Annotated in this window: 15 protein-coding genes and 1 tRNA gene; 8 read left to right on the top strand and 8 right to left on the bottom strand. The window is 61.6% G+C overall.

The window, feature by feature from the left end:
* Window positions 1-61 precede the first annotated feature (61 nt).
* The gene (gene fabI / locus R2C4_RS08965) at window positions 62-865 is read right to left on the bottom strand and encodes an enoyl-ACP reductase FabI (RefSeq protein ID WP_141890364.1); all 804 of its coding nucleotides are present in this window, start codon (window positions 863-865) and stop codon (window positions 62-64) included.
* A 135-nt stretch (window positions 866-1,000) separates the two neighbouring features.
* Between fabI and pdxH the strand changes: the two genes are divergently transcribed.
* The 5 genes from pdxH (at window position 1,001) to R2C4_RS08940 (ending at window position 7,248) form a co-directional block, all read left to right on the top strand.
* Window positions 1,001-1,606, top strand: a complete 606-nt coding sequence (gene pdxH / locus R2C4_RS08960) for a pyridoxamine 5'-phosphate oxidase (RefSeq protein WP_141890363.1) — start codon at window positions 1,001-1,003, stop codon at window positions 1,604-1,606.
* Window positions 1,607-1,739: 133 nt separating this feature from the next.
* Complete coding sequence (locus tag R2C4_RS08955) at window positions 1,740-2,279, top strand: cold-shock protein (RefSeq protein ID WP_141890362.1); 540 nt, start codon at window positions 1,740-1,742, stop codon at window positions 2,277-2,279.
* Between the two features lie 67 nt (window positions 2,280-2,346).
* Window positions 2,347-2,760: a DUF192 domain-containing protein gene (locus tag R2C4_RS08950; RefSeq protein WP_244940808.1), complete on the top strand. Its 414-nt coding sequence runs from the start codon at window positions 2,347-2,349 to the stop codon at window positions 2,758-2,760.
* A gap of 43 nt (window positions 2,761-2,803) precedes the next feature.
* A tRNA-Pro gene (locus R2C4_RS08945) sits at window positions 2,804-2,880 on the top strand.
* 723 nt (window positions 2,881-3,603) lie between these two features.
* Window positions 3,604-7,248 carry a vitamin B12-dependent ribonucleotide reductase gene (locus R2C4_RS08940; protein ID WP_141890360.1) on the top strand — a complete coding sequence of 1,215 codons (3,645 nt, stop codon included), beginning with the start codon at window positions 3,604-3,606 and terminating at the stop codon, window positions 7,246-7,248.
* A gap of 330 nt (window positions 7,249-7,578) precedes the next feature.
* Here R2C4_RS08940 and R2C4_RS08935 read toward each other — a convergent pair whose 3' ends face one another.
* Together R2C4_RS08935 and R2C4_RS08930 are read right to left on the bottom strand one after the other, a co-directional pair.
* A complete protein-coding gene (locus R2C4_RS08935) occupies window positions 7,579-8,442 on the bottom strand; it encodes an acyl-CoA thioesterase (protein ID WP_058286947.1) in 864 nt (287 codons plus the stop codon).
* A 70-nt stretch (window positions 8,443-8,512) separates the two neighbouring features.
* A complete protein-coding gene (locus R2C4_RS08930; RefSeq protein WP_141890359.1) occupies window positions 8,513-9,724 on the bottom strand; it encodes a serine hydrolase domain-containing protein in 1,212 nt (403 codons plus the stop codon).
* 218 nt (window positions 9,725-9,942) lie between these two features.
* On the opposite strand from R2C4_RS08930, the gene aroQ reads away from it, so the two are divergent.
* Both aroQ and R2C4_RS08920 read left to right on the top strand, forming a co-directional pair.
* The gene (gene aroQ, locus R2C4_RS08925; protein ID WP_141890358.1) at window positions 9,943-10,392 is read left to right on the top strand and encodes a type II 3-dehydroquinate dehydratase; all 450 of its coding nucleotides are present in this window, start codon (window positions 9,943-9,945) and stop codon (window positions 10,390-10,392) included.
* The gene (locus R2C4_RS08920; protein ID WP_141890357.1) at window positions 10,389-11,144 is read left to right on the top strand and encodes an autoinducer binding domain-containing protein; all 756 of its coding nucleotides are present in this window, start codon (window positions 10,389-10,391) and stop codon (window positions 11,142-11,144) included. Before aroQ ends, R2C4_RS08920 begins: the two co-directional genes overlap by 4 nt.
* Before the next feature lie 489 nt (window positions 11,145-11,633).
* Here the strand turns inward: R2C4_RS08920 and tsf are convergent, their stop codons facing one another.
* The 5 genes from tsf to R2C4_RS08895 all read right to left on the bottom strand — a co-directional run bounded on the left by tsf (window position 11,634) and on the right by R2C4_RS08895 (window position 15,427).
* Window positions 11,634-12,509, bottom strand: coding sequence for a translation elongation factor Ts (tsf, locus tag R2C4_RS08915; RefSeq protein ID WP_141890356.1), 876 nt, complete (start codon window positions 12,507-12,509; stop codon window positions 11,634-11,636).
* Window positions 12,510-12,587: 78 nt separating this feature from the next.
* Entirely contained in the window at window positions 12,588-13,361 is a 774-nt protein-coding gene (rpsB, locus tag R2C4_RS08910; protein WP_058286942.1) for a 30S ribosomal protein S2, read from the bottom strand.
* 188 nt (window positions 13,362-13,549) lie between these two features.
* Entirely contained in the window at window positions 13,550-14,380 is an 831-nt protein-coding gene (gene olsA / locus R2C4_RS08905; RefSeq protein ID WP_141890355.1) for a lyso-ornithine lipid O-acyltransferase, read from the bottom strand.
* Window positions 14,377-15,138 carry an L-ornithine N(alpha)-acyltransferase gene (olsB, locus tag R2C4_RS08900; protein WP_141890354.1) on the bottom strand — a complete coding sequence of 254 codons (762 nt, stop codon included), beginning with the start codon at window positions 15,136-15,138 and terminating at the stop codon, window positions 14,377-14,379. The genes olsA and olsB overlap by 4 nt, the downstream gene beginning before the upstream one ends.
* A 106-nt stretch (window positions 15,139-15,244) precedes the next feature.
* Window positions 15,245-15,427, bottom strand: a complete 183-nt coding sequence (locus R2C4_RS08895; RefSeq protein WP_141890353.1) for a DUF3553 domain-containing protein — start codon at window positions 15,425-15,427, stop codon at window positions 15,245-15,247.
* Window positions 15,428-15,461: 34 nt separating this feature from the next.
* On the opposite strand from R2C4_RS08895, the gene R2C4_RS08890 reads away from it, so the two are divergent.
* Complete coding sequence (locus R2C4_RS08890) at window positions 15,462-16,058, top strand: histidine phosphotransferase family protein (protein WP_058286939.1); 597 nt, start codon at window positions 15,462-15,464, stop codon at window positions 16,056-16,058.
* Window positions 16,059-16,064 lie beyond the last annotated feature (6 nt).

Below are 16,064 nucleotides of genomic sequence, written 5' to 3'. Positions count from 1 at the left end.
CCCCGCGAGATCGCGTCAGCTTGCCGGCGCCCGGTGTGCTGTCCGGGCCCGGTATGTGTTTTTACTTCGAAATGTCCGGTGCATCCACCGCCTTCATGCCCACCACATGGTAGCCGGCATCGACATGCAGGTTCTCGCCGGTCACGCCGGAGCTGAGGTCGGACAGCAGGTACAGCGCCGAGTTGCCGACATCGCCGATGGTCACGTTGCGGCGCAGCGGCGAGTTGTACTCGTTCCACTTCATGATGTAGCGGAAATCGCCGATGCCCGACGCAGCCAGGGTCTTGATCGGGCCGGCAGAGATCGCGTTGACGCGTATGCCGTCCTTGCCCAGATCCTCGGCCAGGTATTTCACCGAGGCCTCCAGCGCGGCCTTGGCCACACCCATCACATTATAGTGAGGCATCACCTGCTCAGCACCGTAATAGGTCAGGGTCAGCAGCGAGCCGCCTTCGCCCATCAGCTTTTCGGCGCGTTTTGCAACCGCTGTGAAGGAAAAGACCGAGATGTCCATGGTCATCTGGAAATTGCTGCGGCTGGTGTCGACATAGCGGCCGCGCAGCTCGTTCTTGTCGGAAAAGCCGATGGCGTGAACGACGAAGTCCAGCTTGCCCCATTTGGCTTCCAGCTCTGCGAACAGGCCGTCGATCGAGGCCTCGTCCGACACATCGCACGGCAGCACGATACCGCTGCCCAGCTGTTCGGCCAGCGGGCCGACACGCTTCTTCAGCGCTTCGCCTTGATAGGAAAAGGCAAGCTCGGCGCCGGCATCGGCGCAGGCCTTGGCGATCCCCCAAGCAATGGATTTGTCGTTGGCCAGGCCCATGATAAGGCCGCGCTTACCGGCCATCAGTTGACTAGACATGCAGGTTCTCCGCCTGTGATCTCTTGAATTAGACGGTGTTTAGTATGCCGCGCGGGCCGCTTCAAGGGTTCACGCTCTTGCCGCCGGGCAGGAAGCTGCATAGGTTGCTGCGAAACCCCATGAAGAGGTGCAGAAATGTCTGACCGATCTGGAATTTTCGCGGGCGAGGATCCGTTTGCCATTGCCCGCGCCTGGCTGGCAGAGGCAGAGCAGACCGAACCCAATGATCCCAATGCCATTGCGCTGGCCACGGTCGACAGCTCGGGGCTGCCGAACACCCGGATGGTTCTGCTGAAGGACATCGAGGACGGGGCGTTTGTGTTTTACACCAACTACGAAAGCGCCAAGGCGCAGGAGCTGGAACAGGCCGGCAAGGCGGCCTTTGTGATGCACTGGAAATCGCTGCGCCGCCAGATCCGCGTGCGCGGCACGATCAGCCGCGAAGACGGCCCGCAGGCAGATGAATACTACAAGTCCCGCTCGCTCAAGAGCCGGCTGGGCGCCTGGGCCTCGAAGCAGTCGCAGCCGCTGGACAGCCGCGGCGCCCTGATGGCGGAGGTGGCAAAGGTGACGGCCGCCAAGGGTCCGAACCCGCCGCGGCCGCCGTTCTGGGGCGGTTACCGGCTGACGCCGGTGGAAATCGAATTCTGGGCAGATGGCGCATTCCGGCTGCATGACCGCTTCCGGTGGCGCCGTCAGGAAAGCGCCGGAGAATGGGAAATTCTCCGGCTTAATCCCTGATGGAAATGGTTAAGGCTTACCTAGGGTCAATAGCAGTTTCGTGACAATTTCAAGACTTTTTAGCTTGAAATCCAACGTCAGAATCGCGCATCAGGGCTTCATCAAAAATAATAAAACGCAGTGGGTGAATTAAGTGGCAGAAGATCTCAGCAGCTTGCAGCAGGTTCAGGGGCTGGTGAAGTGGTTCGACCCGGCCAAAGGGTACGGGTTTGTCGTATCTGACGACGGCGGCCCGGACATTCTTCTCCACGTTAATGTGCTGCGTAATTTCGGCCAGAGCTCTGTTGCGGACGGAGCCCGGATCGAGATTGTGACGCATCAGACCGGCCGCGGCGTGCAGGCGGTTGAAGTGCTGTCCATCATGCCGCCCGAACGCGACGACACCCCGGTGCTGAGCGATTTTGCCGAGCTGGACATGGACAGCCTGCAAAGCGAGCCGCTGGAGCCGGCGCGGGTCAAGTGGTTCGACAAGGGCAAGGGCTTCGGCTTTGCCAATGTGTTCGGCCGCGGCGAGGATGTGTTCCTGCATGTTGAGGTGCTGCGCCAGTCCGGGCTTGCCGACCTGCAGCCCGGCGAAGCGCTGGCGATGCGGGTGATTGACGGCAAACGCGGCCGCATGGCGGTGGAAGTGCTGGCCTGGGAAGCCGCGCTGATGCCCGGCAGCACGGACTGACACCATGGGGCGGCGCCTGGTTCCTTTGAGCTGGTGTGCCGCTGCCCTGTTTTGGGCTGCCCCGTTGATGGCCGCGGACTGCGCGCCGGACCGGGCCGACCTGCGCGGCGCCTGGGGGCAGACAGCCTTTCATGTTGAGATTGCCGACAGCGAAGCCGAACGGGCGCAGGGCCTGATGTTCCGCGAGGACCTGCCGCGCGGGGCCGGGATGCTGTTTGTGTACGGCCAGCCGCAGCCGGCCGCGTTCTGGATGAAGAACACCCTGATCCCGCTCGACATCATTTTCCTGGATCAGCAGGGCCGGGTGACCTCGGTTCACAGCAACGCCGTGCCTGGCGATCTGACCCCGATCCCGGGCGGCGATGAGGTATTTGCGGTGCTGGAGATCAACGGCGGGCTGGCCCGCCGCTATGGCATTTCCGCGGGCACCCAGATGCGGCACGAAATTTTTTCCGGCAGCGGGGCAGTTTGGCCCTGTTAGGGGTTTTCAAATCCCTCCGGCGCAGATAGGAAGGCGCACGGTCCGGGGCGTGGCGCAGTCTGGTAGCGCACCTGTTTTGGGTACAGGGGGTCGTGAGTTCGAATCTCGCCGCCCCGACCACTTCACACCATATGTTGCGGCGAATCTTTGCAGGGCAGTCAGCCCTGCGGGAATCGTTTCGCGTATTTGAGGAGCAATTTCACGCTGCTGCAATCAGGGGTGTTAATACTTCCTTAACCTCCTGTTAAGGCTTCTTTAATGATCTGCTGCGGAGGGGCGTCAAAAGGTTAATTGCAGCAGGGATACGTTGCCGCGGGCTGCGTGACGGTACGGCAAGGCCACCGTTAACGGGTTTTACTGTTACCACCCTGGGCGGTGTTGAAAAAACCCTGTCACGGCCCGGCTCTTCAGACCGCCGCGTTTCGCCCGGAAGGCGGCAAGTCACTCGCCTGACACTACAAAATCCGGGTCTTTGCAGGATGTCCGGATGGCACGGAAAGAAAGATGGCCTGTGGATGAATCGAGACGCCTTGACGGACCCTGCAAACCGCAGAAAGCGTCAACAGCAAAGATCCTTTCCAAGACGTAAATTTAGCGTTGACCCCTTGTGTCGGAATACGCCAAATTGTGTTCACCGGTTGCGACGGTACTAAATCTGGTGGGTTTCGGAACCGCAGCAACAACGCTGAAACACAGCACACAGTCCTGGAAGAATGGCCGGCGAGGGCCTCGGGTGCGCCAAATGCGGCGGGCGCAGGAGTGTTTGTGCGGTCTGCGGCCGGGGCTGGATGGTGCGGGGGCACCGCGACACATGAACGACGAGTGCTTGAGAAGGGGCAAAGCATGAAGATCGAACGGAAATTCACCAAACCCGGACAGGATGCCTATGCTGATCTGGCCTTTGTCTCGGCCACTTCGGAAATCCGCAACCCGGACGGGACCATCGTTTTCCGTCTCGACAACATCGAAATCCCCGCGTCCTGGAGCCAGGTGGCCAGCGACGTCATCGCCCAGAAGTATTTCCGCAAGGCCGGCGTGCCCTCGCGCCTGAAGAAGGTCCGCGAAAAGGGCGTGCCGGAATTCCTGTGGCGCTCTGTCCCCGAAGAGGGCGCGGAAACGGGCGGTGAAACCTCCTCCAAGCAGGTGTTCGACAGGCTGGCGGGCGCCTGGGCCTACTGGGGCTGGAAGGGCGGCTATTTCTCCTCCGAGGAGGATGCGCGCGCCTACTACGACGAGATGCGCTACATGCTGGCGACCCAGCGTTCGGCGCCGAACTCGCCCCAGTGGTTCAACACCGGCCTGCATTGGGCCTATGGCATCGACGGCCCGGCGCAGGGCCACCACTATGTCGACTACAAGACCGGCAAGCTGACCAAGTCGGACAGCGCCTATGAGCACCCCCAGCCGCACGCCTGCTTCATCCAGTCGGTCTCCGATGATCTGGTCAAGGACGGCGGCATCATGGACCTGTGGGTGCGTGAGGCGCGGCTGTTCAAATACGGCTCCGGCACCGGCACCAATTTCTCCCATCTGCGCGCCGAAGGCGAGCCGCTGTCCGGCGGCGGCAAATCCTCGGGCCTGATGGGTTTCCTCAAAATCGGCGACCGCGCGGCGGGCGCCATCAAATCAGGCGGCACAACCCGTCGAGCAGCAAAAATGGTGATCGTCGACGCCGATCACCCGGATATTGAGCAGTTCATCCAGTGGAAGGTGATTGAAGAGCAGAAGGTCGCCTCGATCGTTGCCGGTTCCAAGATGCACGAGAAGATGCTGAACGGTCTTTTCGAGGCGATCCGCAGCTGGGACGGCGCTGAAGCCGATGCCTATGACCCGGCGGTGAACGGCGGGCTGAAATCCGCGATCCGCAAAGCCAAGAAGGTGGCGATCCCGGAAACCTATATCAAGCGGGTGCTGGACTACGCCAAGCAGGGCCACACCGCGATCGAGTTCCCGACCTATGACACCGACTGGGATTCGGAAGCCTACAGCTCGGTTTCCGGGCAGAACTCCAACAACTCGATCCGGGTGACCAACGCCTTCCTGCACGCGGTTGAAAAGAACGCCGACTGGGAACTGATCAACCGCACCGACGGCAAGGTTGCCAAGGTGGTGAAGGCGCGGGATCTGTGGGAGAAGGTCGGCCATGCGGCCTGGGCCTGCGCCGATCCGGGCATCCAGTTCCACGACACCGTGAACGAGTGGCACACCTGCCCGGAAGACGGTGAAATTCGCGGCTCAAACCCTTGTTCGGAATACATGTTCCTGGACGACACCGCCTGCAACCTGGCGTCGCTGAACCTGCTGAGCTTCCTGAAGGACGGGCTGTTCCAGGCGGATGAGTTCATGCATTCCTGCCGCCTGTGGACGCTGACACTGGAAATCTCGGTGATGATGGCGCAGTTCCCGTCCAAGGAAATCGCGCAGCGCTCCTATGACTTCCGCACCCTGGGTCTGGGCTATGCCAACATCGGCGGGCTGCTGATGAACATGGGCTACGGCTATGACTCGGACGAGGGCAGGGCGCTTTGCGGCGCGCTGACCGCGCTGATGACAGGTGTCGCCTATGCCACCTCCGCCGAGATGGCAGCGGAGCTGGGCGCCTTCCCGGGTTATGCAAAAAACGCAGATCACATGCTGCGGGTGATCCGCAACCACCGCAACGCTGCAAAGGGCAACGCGGACGGCTATGAGGCGCTGTCCGTGAAGCCGGTGCCGCTGGACATCGCCAGCTGCCCGGACGCGCTGCTGGCCGATCTGGCCGCCAGCGCCTGGGACGAGGCGCTGGAGCTGGGTGAGAAACACGGCTACCGCAACGCGCAGACCACGGTGATTGCACCCACCGGCACCATCGGTTTGGTGATGGATTGCGACACCACCGGGATTGAGCCGGACTTTGCCCTGGTGAAGTTCAAGAAACTTGCGGGCGGCGGCTACTTCAAGATCATCAACCGCTCGGTGCCGTCGGCGCTGGAGGGGCTGGGCTACAGCTCTGCCCAGATCGAGGAGATCGTCTCCTACGCGGTTGGCCACGGCTCCATCGGCAATGCGCCTGCGATCAACCACACGTCGCTGGCCGGTCACGGGTTTGGCCCCAATGAGCTGGCCAAGGTGGACGCGGCGCTGGAGTCGGCCTTTGACATCCGCTTCGTGTTCAACCAGTGGACCCTGGGCGAGGATTTCTGCACCGGCGTGCTGGGCATCCCGGGCCCTAAGCTGAGCGATCCGACCTTCGACCTGCTGCGCCACCTGGGCTTCACCAAGAAGGACATCGACGCGGCCAATGACCACGTTTGCGGCACCATGACCCTGGAGGGCGCGCCGCACCTGAAGGAAGAGCATTACGCGATCTTTGACTGCGCCAACCCGTGCGGCAAGAAAGGCAAGCGTTTCCTGAGTGTTGACAGCCATATCTACATGATGGCCGCGGCCCAGAGCTTTATCTCCGGTGCGATCTCCAAGACCATCAACATGCCGAACTCGGCCACCATCGAGGACTGCCAGAAAGCCTATGAGCTGAGCTGGAGCCTGGGGGTGAAAGCCAACGCGCTCTACCGCGACGGCTCCAAGCTGAGCCAGCCGCTGGCGGCGGCGCTGGTCGAGGACGACGACGACGCGGCAGAGGTGCTGGAGAGCGGCTCGTCCCATGAGAAGGCCGCGGTGCTGGCCGAAAAGATCGTCGAGAAAGTGGTCATCAAGGAGGTGCTGAAATCGCACCGTACCAAGATGCCGCAGCGGCGCAAGGGCTATACCCAGAAGGCAGTTGTCGGCGGTCACAAGGTTTACCTGCGCACCGGCGAATATGAGGACGGCAACCTGGGCGAAATCTTCATCGACATGCATAAGGAAGGCGCAGGCTTCCGGGCGATGATGAACAACTTCGCCATCGCGGTGTCGGTCGGGCTGCAGTACGGCGTGCCGCTGGAGGAGTTCGTCGACGCCTTCACCTTCACCAAGTTCGAGCCCGCGGGCATGGTCCAGGGCAATGATTCGATCAAGAACGCGACCTCGATCCTCGACTATGTGTTCCGGGAGCTGGCGGTCAGCTATCTGGACCGCACCGATCTGGCGCATGTGAAACCCGAAGGCGCGACCTTTGACGATCTGGGCCGCGGCGAAGAAGAAGGCGTGTCGAACCTTTCGGAGCTGAGCGAAAGCGCTGCAACGCGGTCGCTGGAAGTGCTGAAGCAGATCTCCTCAACCGGCTATCTGCGCAAGCGTCTGCCGCAGGAACTGGTGGTGCTGCAGGGCGGCCAGCTGGACGCGGGTTTGCTGGGCACCGGAACCGATCCGGTGGCAGCGCTGCAAGCGCTCGTCCCGGAAACGACTGACGCACCGGCGCAAGCCACTGGCGGCATGGACGCGCGCACCAAGGCAAAAATGCAAGGCTACGAGGGCGAAGCCTGCGGCGAATGCGGCAACTACACGCTGGTGCGCAACGGCACCTGCATGAAATGCAACACCTGCGGGGGCACCTCCGGCTGCAGCTGAGGACCTCTGCCTGCGGCGCCGGCATACCCCCGACGGCGCCGCAAACAAATAACCGGAAGCAGGACAAAGCCTGCGTTCAACGAAATCCGGAACGGGTGCGCCCGTTCTGAACACCGGGATGGCCCAGGTAAGAAAATACTTTCGGGCAGTCAATGAAGGAGCCTGACCGGTGATAACTGGCTTCCTCTGATGCAGAGGAAGCCATTTTCTTTGCCTGACGCAGAAGGCGGATTTGGGCTGTACAGCAGTCTTATAATCAGAATTATGTTAATTAAAGATGTGCAGCTGGCAGAGGTGCGGTCTAACTTGAGCCTCTAAATCATTGAAAATTCAAGAATTTAGCGGCCTGAGCAACCCTTCCTGCGCAACGCTGGCGACCAGTTGGCCGTCCTCGGTATAAATGGCGCCCCGGTTGAAACCGCGGCCATTGCCGGTGAATGGCGCGTCCATAGTGTAAAGATGCCAGTTCTCGAAATGCACCGGCGCGTGGAACCACATGGCATGGTCCAGGCTGGCGGTCATGGCACCGGGTTTGTGGAACGTCAGCCCGTGCGGCCGCATCGAGGATCCCAGCAGACCGAAATCCGATGCATAGGCCATCAGGATATGCTGCAGTTCCGGCCCGGCGCCTTTGGCGGCCTCCATCCTGATCCACATATGATTGACGTCACTGGTTTTTTCGGGCGCCAGCGGATCGCGCGGCGCAACCTCGCGGATTTCAAAGGGCCGCGGGCGCGTGAATTCACCGCGCTTGGCCGGATCAACCCGGAACGCATTGCGCAGAAGGATTTCATGGCGCGGCTCCAAACCCTCGGGCCCGGAAACCTGCGGCATCGGATGCTGGTGCTGCCAGCCGTCTTCCTGGCCATGGAAGGATGCTGCCAGGTTCAGGATCTGCTTGCCGTTTTGCATCGCGACAACCCGGCGCGTGGTGAAGCTGCGGCCGTCGCGGGACGGATCGACCTCGTAAATGACAGGCCTGGAAGGATCGCCCGGACGGATGAAATACGCATGAAGCGAGTGGCATAACCGTCCGGAAACAGAAGCATAAGCCGCGGCCAGCGCCTGTGCGATCACCTGGCCGCCGTAGATGCGCGTCGGGGTTTCCCCGCCGGACCCGGAGCCGCGGTAAAGGTTGGTGTCCAATGTCTCCAGATCCAGCAGATCGAGAAGCACCTTGGCGGTATCGGTCATAAGCAGCGGCTTTCTATGGTCAGGTCTTTTACAGGCTCGTCATCATACCCGGAAACGCAGTGCGTGGAAGTCACGCTGTCAGCGCGCCATGCACAAGGGCTTTGAGCTCGGGGCGCGACGGGTACGAACTGGACGGCGCCAGCTGGGTCAGGAAGACAACGGACAGGTCCAGTTTGCGGTCGATCCAGAAGAACGTCGAGGCAATGCCGCCCCAGCTGAAATCGCCAACCGAACCCGGGCAGCGCGCGCGGGCCGGATTCAGCACCACAGCACCGCCAAGCCCAAAGCCCATACCCTCCATCGGCTGTTCTGCAAAGCTTTGCGGGCCCATCGAGGCGATTTCACCCGGGAGATGGTTTTGCGTCATAAAATCAGCAGTTTGCGGGCTGATGATAAAGCCGTCCCCGCAGCGCCCGCGGTGCCGTAGCATCTCAGCGAAGGCCATGTAGTCGTCCAGCGTTCCGACCAGGCCGCCGCCGCCGGAGTGCATGTCCGCTTGCTGAAACGGCGAGGTCTGCCAGCTGTCGGTCAGCCGCAGCGGATCTGCGCCAGTTTCGGCAGAATTCAGCGCCATGGCATCGCCGGCCAGCGGCGTATACAGCGAGGCGAAGCGGTTCCCTGCCCCGGCCGGCACCCGGAAACCGGTTTCGCCCATCCCGAGCGGCGCGAAAATTTCCTCAGCGAAAAATTGGCCCAGGGGTTTGCCGGACACCGCTTCGACGACACGGCCCAGCACATCTGTGGCCACCGAATACTCCCACCGGGAGCCCGGCTGGAAGGCCAGCGGCAGTTCCGCCAGGCGCGTCACCATCGGGGCAAGGTCGCCCTGACCGGGCTTGAACAGCACTTCCGCTGTCTCCATCGCCTCCGGCACAAGGCCGGGGTTGAAGGCGTAACTCAGCCCGCTGGTGTGGGTCAGCAGCTGGTGCAGCGTTGGAACCGGGCACGGTTCTGTCTGGCTGATCGCGGTGGCACCTGGAACCAGGGCCTGCATGTTGCTGAATTCCGGGAGAAAATCGCTGAGCGGCGCGTCCAGATGGAACAGCCCCCGTTCCAGCAGGATCATCATCGCCAGCGACGTCACCGGCTTGGTCATCGAATAAAGCCGCACCAGGGTGTCGCGGCTGAACGGCAGCTGCTCTTCGATGTTGCGCAGGCCTGCAGCGTGAAAGAACAACTCCTCGCCGCCGCGTTTCACCAGCAGCGTGCTTCCGGGATATTTTCGTTCATCCACATAGCGTTGCTGCCAGGATTTAATCCTGCTGAACCGGTCAGCCTGCATCTCTGCTCTCCCGTCTTGTGCCAGTTTCCTTGCAAGCCGGTATGCATTGGCAAGCGGAAAAATGAAACCCAATTGCCAGTCTTCCGCGCAATCCAAACCGGGATCCGGGCATTTACAGCTTACGATGTTTTTTCATATTCACATCCTTTTGTGTATTCGCATTCCCAAGGGAATTGTCTTAGAACTTCAAGAAGAAGGACAGCAAGGAATTACATCTGATGACGAGTATTCTGGTGTTGAACGGCCCCAATCTGAACCTGCTCGGCACCCGGCAGCCGGAGGTCTACGGATCTGTCACCTTGGCGATGGTGGAGCAGGAATGCAAAGCGCATGGCGCAACGCTGGGCTTTGACGTGGAATGCCTGCAGTCCAATCACGAGGGCGCGCTGATCGACGCCATTCACGCCGCCAAAGGCGTGCATCAGGGGATTATCCTGAATGCCGGGGCCTATACCCATACCTCCATCGCGCTGATGGATGCCTTGATTTCCGTGGAAATCCCGGCGGTTGAGGTGCATCTTTCAAACATTCACGCGCGCGAGACGTTCCGCCACACGTCCTATATCGCCAAGGCGGCGCTGGGTCAGATCTGCGGCTTTGGCGCAAAAGGCTACCTGCTGGCGCTGGATGCCTTGGCAGCGCATCTGGATGAGGCTGCACCGTCATGAAGTTAAAGGATTATTTGAGCTTCCTGTGCGGCGTCCAGAGCACCGAGGAACTGTGGTGCGAGCATGTGAAGCAAATGGCCGCCTTTGGATTTGACCGGCTGATTTACGGGCACACCCGTTTCAGGACGGAGACCTCGCTGGGCGACCCCGAAGATTTCGTTATCCTGTCCAATCATCCGAACGAGTACCTGAACGGGTTTCTGAAAGAGGGGCTGTATTTGTCGGCGCCCATGCTCCGCTGGGCGCTGGAAAACGAAGGCGCCGGCAGCTGGCGCATTGCCGCGGACATGGCCGCCACCGGCACGCTGACGCCAGAGGCCAGAAAAGTGCAGGAGTTCAACCAGAAGCTGGACATGACGGCCGGCTATACGATCAGCTTTCATTCCGTGTCGAACCGGTACAAGGGCGCGATCTCGCTGGCTGCCAAGCCTGGCATGAGCCAGGACGACGTCGACACGCTGTGGGCGGACCGCGGCGAGGATATCGTGCTGATGAACAATGTGGCGCACCTGAAGATCCTCACCCTGCCCTATGCCTCGCCCAAGCGCAACTTGACCAAGCGGCAGCGGGAGGTTCTGCAATGGGTCGGCGACGGCAAGACCACGCAGGATATCGCGCTGCTGATGGGGCTCACTCCCGCTACGATTGAAAAACACCTGCGTCTTGCCCGGGAGTCCCTGGCGGTGGAGACCACTGCGCAGGCCGTTCTGAAGGCTGCGCTGCACAATCAGATGTACGTCGTCGACGCCTGAACCGGACCCGGGGCGGATCCGAAGCGCAGCTGCCAGAGTTTTGAATTCTTTTGTTTATCCGAAAGCTCCCGGTCCGCTGCGCGGGCTGGGAAAGTGTCTGACGCGCCAGGGGCCGACGCCAATCAGCATCAAAAAGTATGGAATTCAGTACTACCGTTATAGGGTAATTCACTGCATGTTGCACGTGTTCCGTGAGTGGTGGCTTTGGCCTAGGAACTTTGGGTAACGACCCTTGCGATTTCAAGGCTCTCCTACCTGGTCGGGTATAGGCGCGTATTGGTCCGCGTCTATCCCGGATACCGGAGGGGCTCCATCCATCCCCATCAGTGGGGCCCCTCACCCTTCCCCTCAACCTTCGAAGCCGCTTCAGCCCGCCTGCCCGGCCGCGTCCTGCGCCCGCCGCAGCCCGCGGCGGACTGCCGGCACAAAAAAACCGGCGGGTGGACAACGCCACCCGCCGGTCAATTCGCAAACTATCAGCGGTGCTGATCAGCCCTGAGCGGCCTTTGCCACTTCTGCTGCAAAGTCTTCTTTCTCGACTTCGATGCCTTCGCCGACTTCCACGCGGACAAAGCCGGTGATGGTGGCGCCAGCTTCCTTGGCAGCGGCTTCCACGGTCAGGTCCGGGTTCACCACGAACTGCTGGTTCAGCAGGGTCGATTCAGCCACGAACTTCTTCATGCGGCCTTCGATCATCTTCTCGATCACCTGTTCCGGCTTGCCGGATTCACGGGCGATGTCGATCTGAACCTGCTTTTCCTTCTCGACGATGGAGGCGTCCAGCTCAGCTTCGGACAGCGCGGCGGGGTTCACAGCCGCGATGTGCATCGCAACCTGCTTGCCGATCGCTTCGTCGCCGCCGTTCATCGCAACCAGAACGCCGATCTTGCCCATGCCCGCGGTGGCCGCGTTGTGGATGTAAGACACGACGGTCTCGCCTTCCAGCTTCTCCAGACGGCGCAGCGACATGTTCTCGCCGATGGTGGCGATCTTGTCGGTCAGGGTCGCCTCGACGGTCTTGCCGCCCAGGTCGGCTGCTTTCAGCGCTTCGACGTCGTCTGCGTTCAGAGCGGCCTTGGCGATGGCTGCGACCATTTCCTGGAATTCGCTGTTCTTGGCAACGAAGTCGGTTTCGGAGTTCACTTCAACCGCAACGCCTTTGCCGCCTTCGACGACCACGGCCACCAGGCCTTCAGCAGCGGTACGGCCGGATTTCTTGGCGGCTTTCGCCAGGCCCTTGGTGCGCAGCCAGTCAACAGCGGCTTCCATGTCGCCGTTGTTTTCGACCAGTGCTTTCTTCGCATCCATCATGCCTGCGCCGGTGGATTCGCGCAGTTCTTTCACCATTGCTGCAGTGATTGCCATGTTAGGCTCCCTCAGTTCAAAAACGGATTTGGGGCAGGAAATACCCTGCCCCGCATGTCAATTCCGTGACAGGACGGATCAGGCTTCGGCGGCGGCTTCTTCAGCCACGGCTTCTTCTGCCGGTGCTTCTTCCAGCGCGCCCAGGTCAACGCCTGCAGCGCCCAGCTGAGCCGACATGCCGTCCAGAGCCGCACGGGCCACTAGGTCGCAGTACAGCGAGATGGCGCGCGATGCGTCGTCGTTGCCCGGGATGATGTAGTCCACGCCGTCGGGCGAGCAGTTGGTGTCGACAACAGCCACAACCGGGATGCCCAGTTTCTTGGCTTCGGCGATGGCCAGCGCTTCTTTTTTCACGTCGATGACGAACAGCAGGTCCGGCACGCCGCCCATTTCGCGGATGCCGCCCAGGGAGGCCTGCAGCTTCTCCTGGTCGCGTTCCATGCCCAGACGCTCTTTCTTGGTCAGGCCTTCGGCGCCACCGGACATCTTCTCGTCGATTTCCTTCAGGCGGTTGATCGACTGGGAAACGGTTTTCCAGTTGGTCAGGGTGCCGCCCAGCCAGCGGTGGTTCATGTAGTACTGAGCGGATTTCTCAGCGGCTTCAGCGACCGGGCCGGCTGCCTGGCGCTTGGTGCCGACGAACAGCACGCGGCCGCCTTTGGCGACGGTGTCACGGACAACCTGCAGCGCCTGGTCCAGCATCGGAACAGTCTGGGTCAGGTCCATGATGTGGATGCCGTTGCGCGAGCCGTAGATGAACGGCGACATGCGCGGGTTCCAGCGCTGAGTCTGGTGGCCGAAGTGAACGCCAGCTTCCAGCAGCTGACGCATGGTGAACTCAGGAAGAGCCATGCTATTCTTTCCTTTCCGGTTTCTATCCTCGGCGGGGGTTCAGAGCAGATGCTCCAACCGGGGGTCCGTCAGGGATGTCTCCCCTGATCAGGCCAAACCCCGCCTGCGGGTTCGTAGCCGCGCCTATAGATCAGATATTGTCAGCTGACAAGTGTCCGGCCGCAGAAATCGGCAGCCGGCGCGATTTTTCAGCTTTGCAAGGCTTTCCGATGGCCGCTGCGCACCAAATCCTCGGCCCGGGCGGCCAGCGCCTTGCGGTCGGGGAAATCCGACACTTTCAACGGCGGGTGATAGATCAGCTCTACCGCGCCCTGGCGCGGGGCGGCCAGCACCTTGAGCAGATGCGGCCCGAAATCCATATCGCCCCACCAGCCGTAAAACCGGGCGGGCGCCCCTTTGGGTGCATGATACACCACGGACACTGGCTGAACGTGCAGGCCATCGCGCAGATGATCATTGAAGAAAGCGGCAAAGAGTGTTGTTTTAAAACGCAAAACACGCAACCCGTCGGTTGACGTGCCTTCCGGGAAAAACAACAGCTTATGCCCGGCGCGCAGGCGCTGCTCGAACAGATCCGCCTGCTCTCTGGCTTTCTTGGGGTTGCGCTCGATGAACACGGTGCCGGTGGCCCGCGCCAGCCAGCCAATGCCGGGCCATCCGGCGACCTCTGCCTTGGAGACGAAATAGATCCGCTTGCGCGCGTTCAGCGCGAAGATGTCCAGCCAGGAGGAATGATTGGCAACAACCGGGCCGCGCTGCCGCATCAGGGTGCCGCGGGTTATGTAACGGATCCCCATCAGGCGGAACGCGTTGCGGCAGACAAACTGGGTGATGAACGGCGTCACCGGCCGCTGGAGCCCGAACAGCGGCCGCTCCACCAGCCGCACGGCCAGCAGCAGCAGCAGGCCGCCGAACACCAGCAGCGCCAGCGGCACCCCGCGCAGCAGCACCAGGCACCAGCCCAGGGCGGTGATGCGGACCCGGTCCGGGGCTTCCTCGCTGTGCCAGCTGATGCTCATGGGCGGGCGCGGCCTCCGGCGTAGATCTTGCGCTGGCGCTCATTCATCCGGGCGGTGTCCAGGATCAGGCAGACATCGGTGGTGTTGAACGCATGGTCGATACAGGCGCCTTCGCCGACAAATCCGCCAAGCCGCAAGTAGGCCTTGATCAGCGCAGGCGTCTCCAGCATCGCGCGTTTGCGGTCAAGATCAGCTTCGGCCACCAAATCCATGGGCTGAAAGGATTTCGACCGCACGCGCAGCTCCGGCGGCGCGAGGTGGCCGTGGTGCAGCATGGCCAGCGGGCCGGCCAGCTGCTGCGGATCGGTTCCGTGAAAGCTCGCGACCCCGAACAGAACCTCGATCCCGTGCGCCGCGACATAATCCGCCAGCCCGGACCAGAGGTGGAACATCGCCATCCCGCCACGGTAATCGGGGTGCAGACAAGACCGCCCCAGCTCCAGCAGGCGGCGGCCGGAGGATTTCAGAACGCTCAGATCATATTCGTCTTCGGAGTAGAACTGCCCGGCCTTTGCCGCCTGATCGTCCCGCAGCAGCCGGTAGACGCCGGCGACCGTGCCCGTGGCGGTATCGGTGACCAGCATATGGTCAAAGAACGGGTCGAACCGGTCCTGCTCCAGCCCGGCCGCGTGATCCACCATCGCGCCGCCACCGCCCAGTTCCCGCACGAACACCTCATACCGCAGGGCCTGGGCAGCGCGCAGCTCTGCCTCCGTGCCGGCGATTTTGACGGAAAACTCCGGGGCGCGGTGTTGCATTCGCTTTCCTTGCATGTTTCAGGCTTGAGCGCAGCTTGCCCTTGGGGCAAAGAGTGCGCGGCAATTAAGGCTAATTCGAGGGAGTTCGTTAACCCTTCATAAACCGTTATGGCTCAAAGACGGGAATAAGGGAGACGCGCGCTCCGTCAATCACGAGCTTTCCTTGATCGGGAAAATTCACGGTGATCTTGCCGCCAGCGTTCGACTGCACCTGACCGATCCCCCATTCGGGGTGATCCGGGTGCCGGACGAACATGCCGGGGGCTAAAATAGCGTTGAGGTCATTCATTTGCGGGTGGCCCAGTTCGGAGGAAGTATAAGTTATGGGTGTAGATAACGCCAATCTGGCAGCATTGGTAGGGTCCCGGATCTGCCATGATCTGATCAGCCCGGTCGGCGCCATCAACAACGGTCTGGAACTGCTGGGCATGGCCGGCAGCATGTCGGGCCCGGAGCTGGAGCTGATCTCCGACAGCGTCGCCAACGCCAATGCGCGTATCCGCTTCTTCCGCGTCGCCTTTGGCGCGGCCGGCGACCAGCAGATGGCGCGGGCCGAAATCGTCTCGGTGCTGGAAGACATCAGCAAGGGCGGGCGCATCAAGTACCAGTGGTCGCCGCTGGAGGGCTGCACCCGCAGCGAGGCCCGGCTGGCCCTGCTTTCGGCGCTCTGCCTTGAAACGGCGCTGCCTTATGGCGGCACGGTCAAGATCTTCTGCGCCGACGGCAAATGGACGGTGATGGGCGAAGGCAGCAAGCTGAATGTGGATGATGAGCTGTGGGCGCGGGTCAGCGGCGGCACATCCAACGCCGAAATCACCCCGGCACTGGTCCAATTCGCGCTGCTGCCCGAAGCGGCCAAAGAGGCGAACCGCACCGTCCGGCTGGAGCAGAACCTGGAAAAGATCACGCTGCAGTTCTGACCGGGT

Origin of the sequence: Leisingera aquaemixtae (genome assembly GCF_006740765.1) — a bacterium.
Lineage (GTDB): Bacteria > Pseudomonadota > Alphaproteobacteria > Rhodobacterales > Rhodobacteraceae > Leisingera > Leisingera aquaemixtae.
The sequence above is the reverse complement of the archived record's forward strand: the minus strand, read 5'-3'. Positions and strand labels throughout refer to the sequence as shown.

Bases quoted from the DNA above. Each gene is read 5' to 3' on its own strand.
- fabI (WP_141890364.1), bottom strand. From the start codon at position 865: ATGTCTAGTCAACTGATGGCCGGTAAGCGCGGCCTTATCATGGGCCTG.
- pdxH (WP_141890363.1), top strand. From the start codon at position 1,001: ATGTCTGACCGATCTGGAATTTTCGCGGGCGAGGATCCGTTTGCCATT.
- R2C4_RS08950 (WP_244940808.1), top strand. From the start codon at position 2,347: ATGGCCGCGGACTGCGCGCCGGACCGGGCCGACCTGCGCGGCGCCTGG.
- R2C4_RS08940 (WP_141890360.1), top strand. From the start codon at position 3,604: ATGAAGATCGAACGGAAATTCACCAAACCCGGACAGGATGCCTATGCT.
- R2C4_RS08935 (WP_058286947.1), bottom strand. From the start codon at position 8,442: ATGACCGATACCGCCAAGGTGCTTCTCGATCTGCTGGATCTGGAGACA.
- R2C4_RS08930 (WP_141890359.1), bottom strand. From the start codon at position 9,724: ATGCAGGCTGACCGGTTCAGCAGGATTAAATCCTGGCAGCAACGCTAT.
- aroQ (WP_141890358.1), top strand. From the start codon at position 9,943: ATGACGAGTATTCTGGTGTTGAACGGCCCCAATCTGAACCTGCTCGGC.
- R2C4_RS08920 (WP_141890357.1), top strand. From the start codon at position 10,389: ATGAAGTTAAAGGATTATTTGAGCTTCCTGTGCGGCGTCCAGAGCACC.
- tsf (WP_141890356.1), bottom strand. From the start codon at position 12,509: ATGGCAATCACTGCAGCAATGGTGAAAGAACTGCGCGAATCCACCGGC.
- rpsB (WP_058286942.1), bottom strand. From the start codon at position 13,361: ATGGCTCTTCCTGAGTTCACCATGCGTCAGCTGCTGGAAGCTGGCGTT.
- olsA (WP_141890355.1), bottom strand. From the start codon at position 14,380: ATGAGCATCAGCTGGCACAGCGAGGAAGCCCCGGACCGGGTCCGCATC.
- olsB (WP_141890354.1), bottom strand. From the start codon at position 15,138: ATGCAACACCGCGCCCCGGAGTTTTCCGTCAAAATCGCCGGCACGGAG.
- R2C4_RS08895 (WP_141890353.1), bottom strand. From the start codon at position 15,427: ATGAATGACCTCAACGCTATTTTAGCCCCCGGCATGTTCGTCCGGCAC.
- R2C4_RS08890 (WP_058286939.1), top strand. From the start codon at position 15,462: ATGGGTGTAGATAACGCCAATCTGGCAGCATTGGTAGGGTCCCGGATC.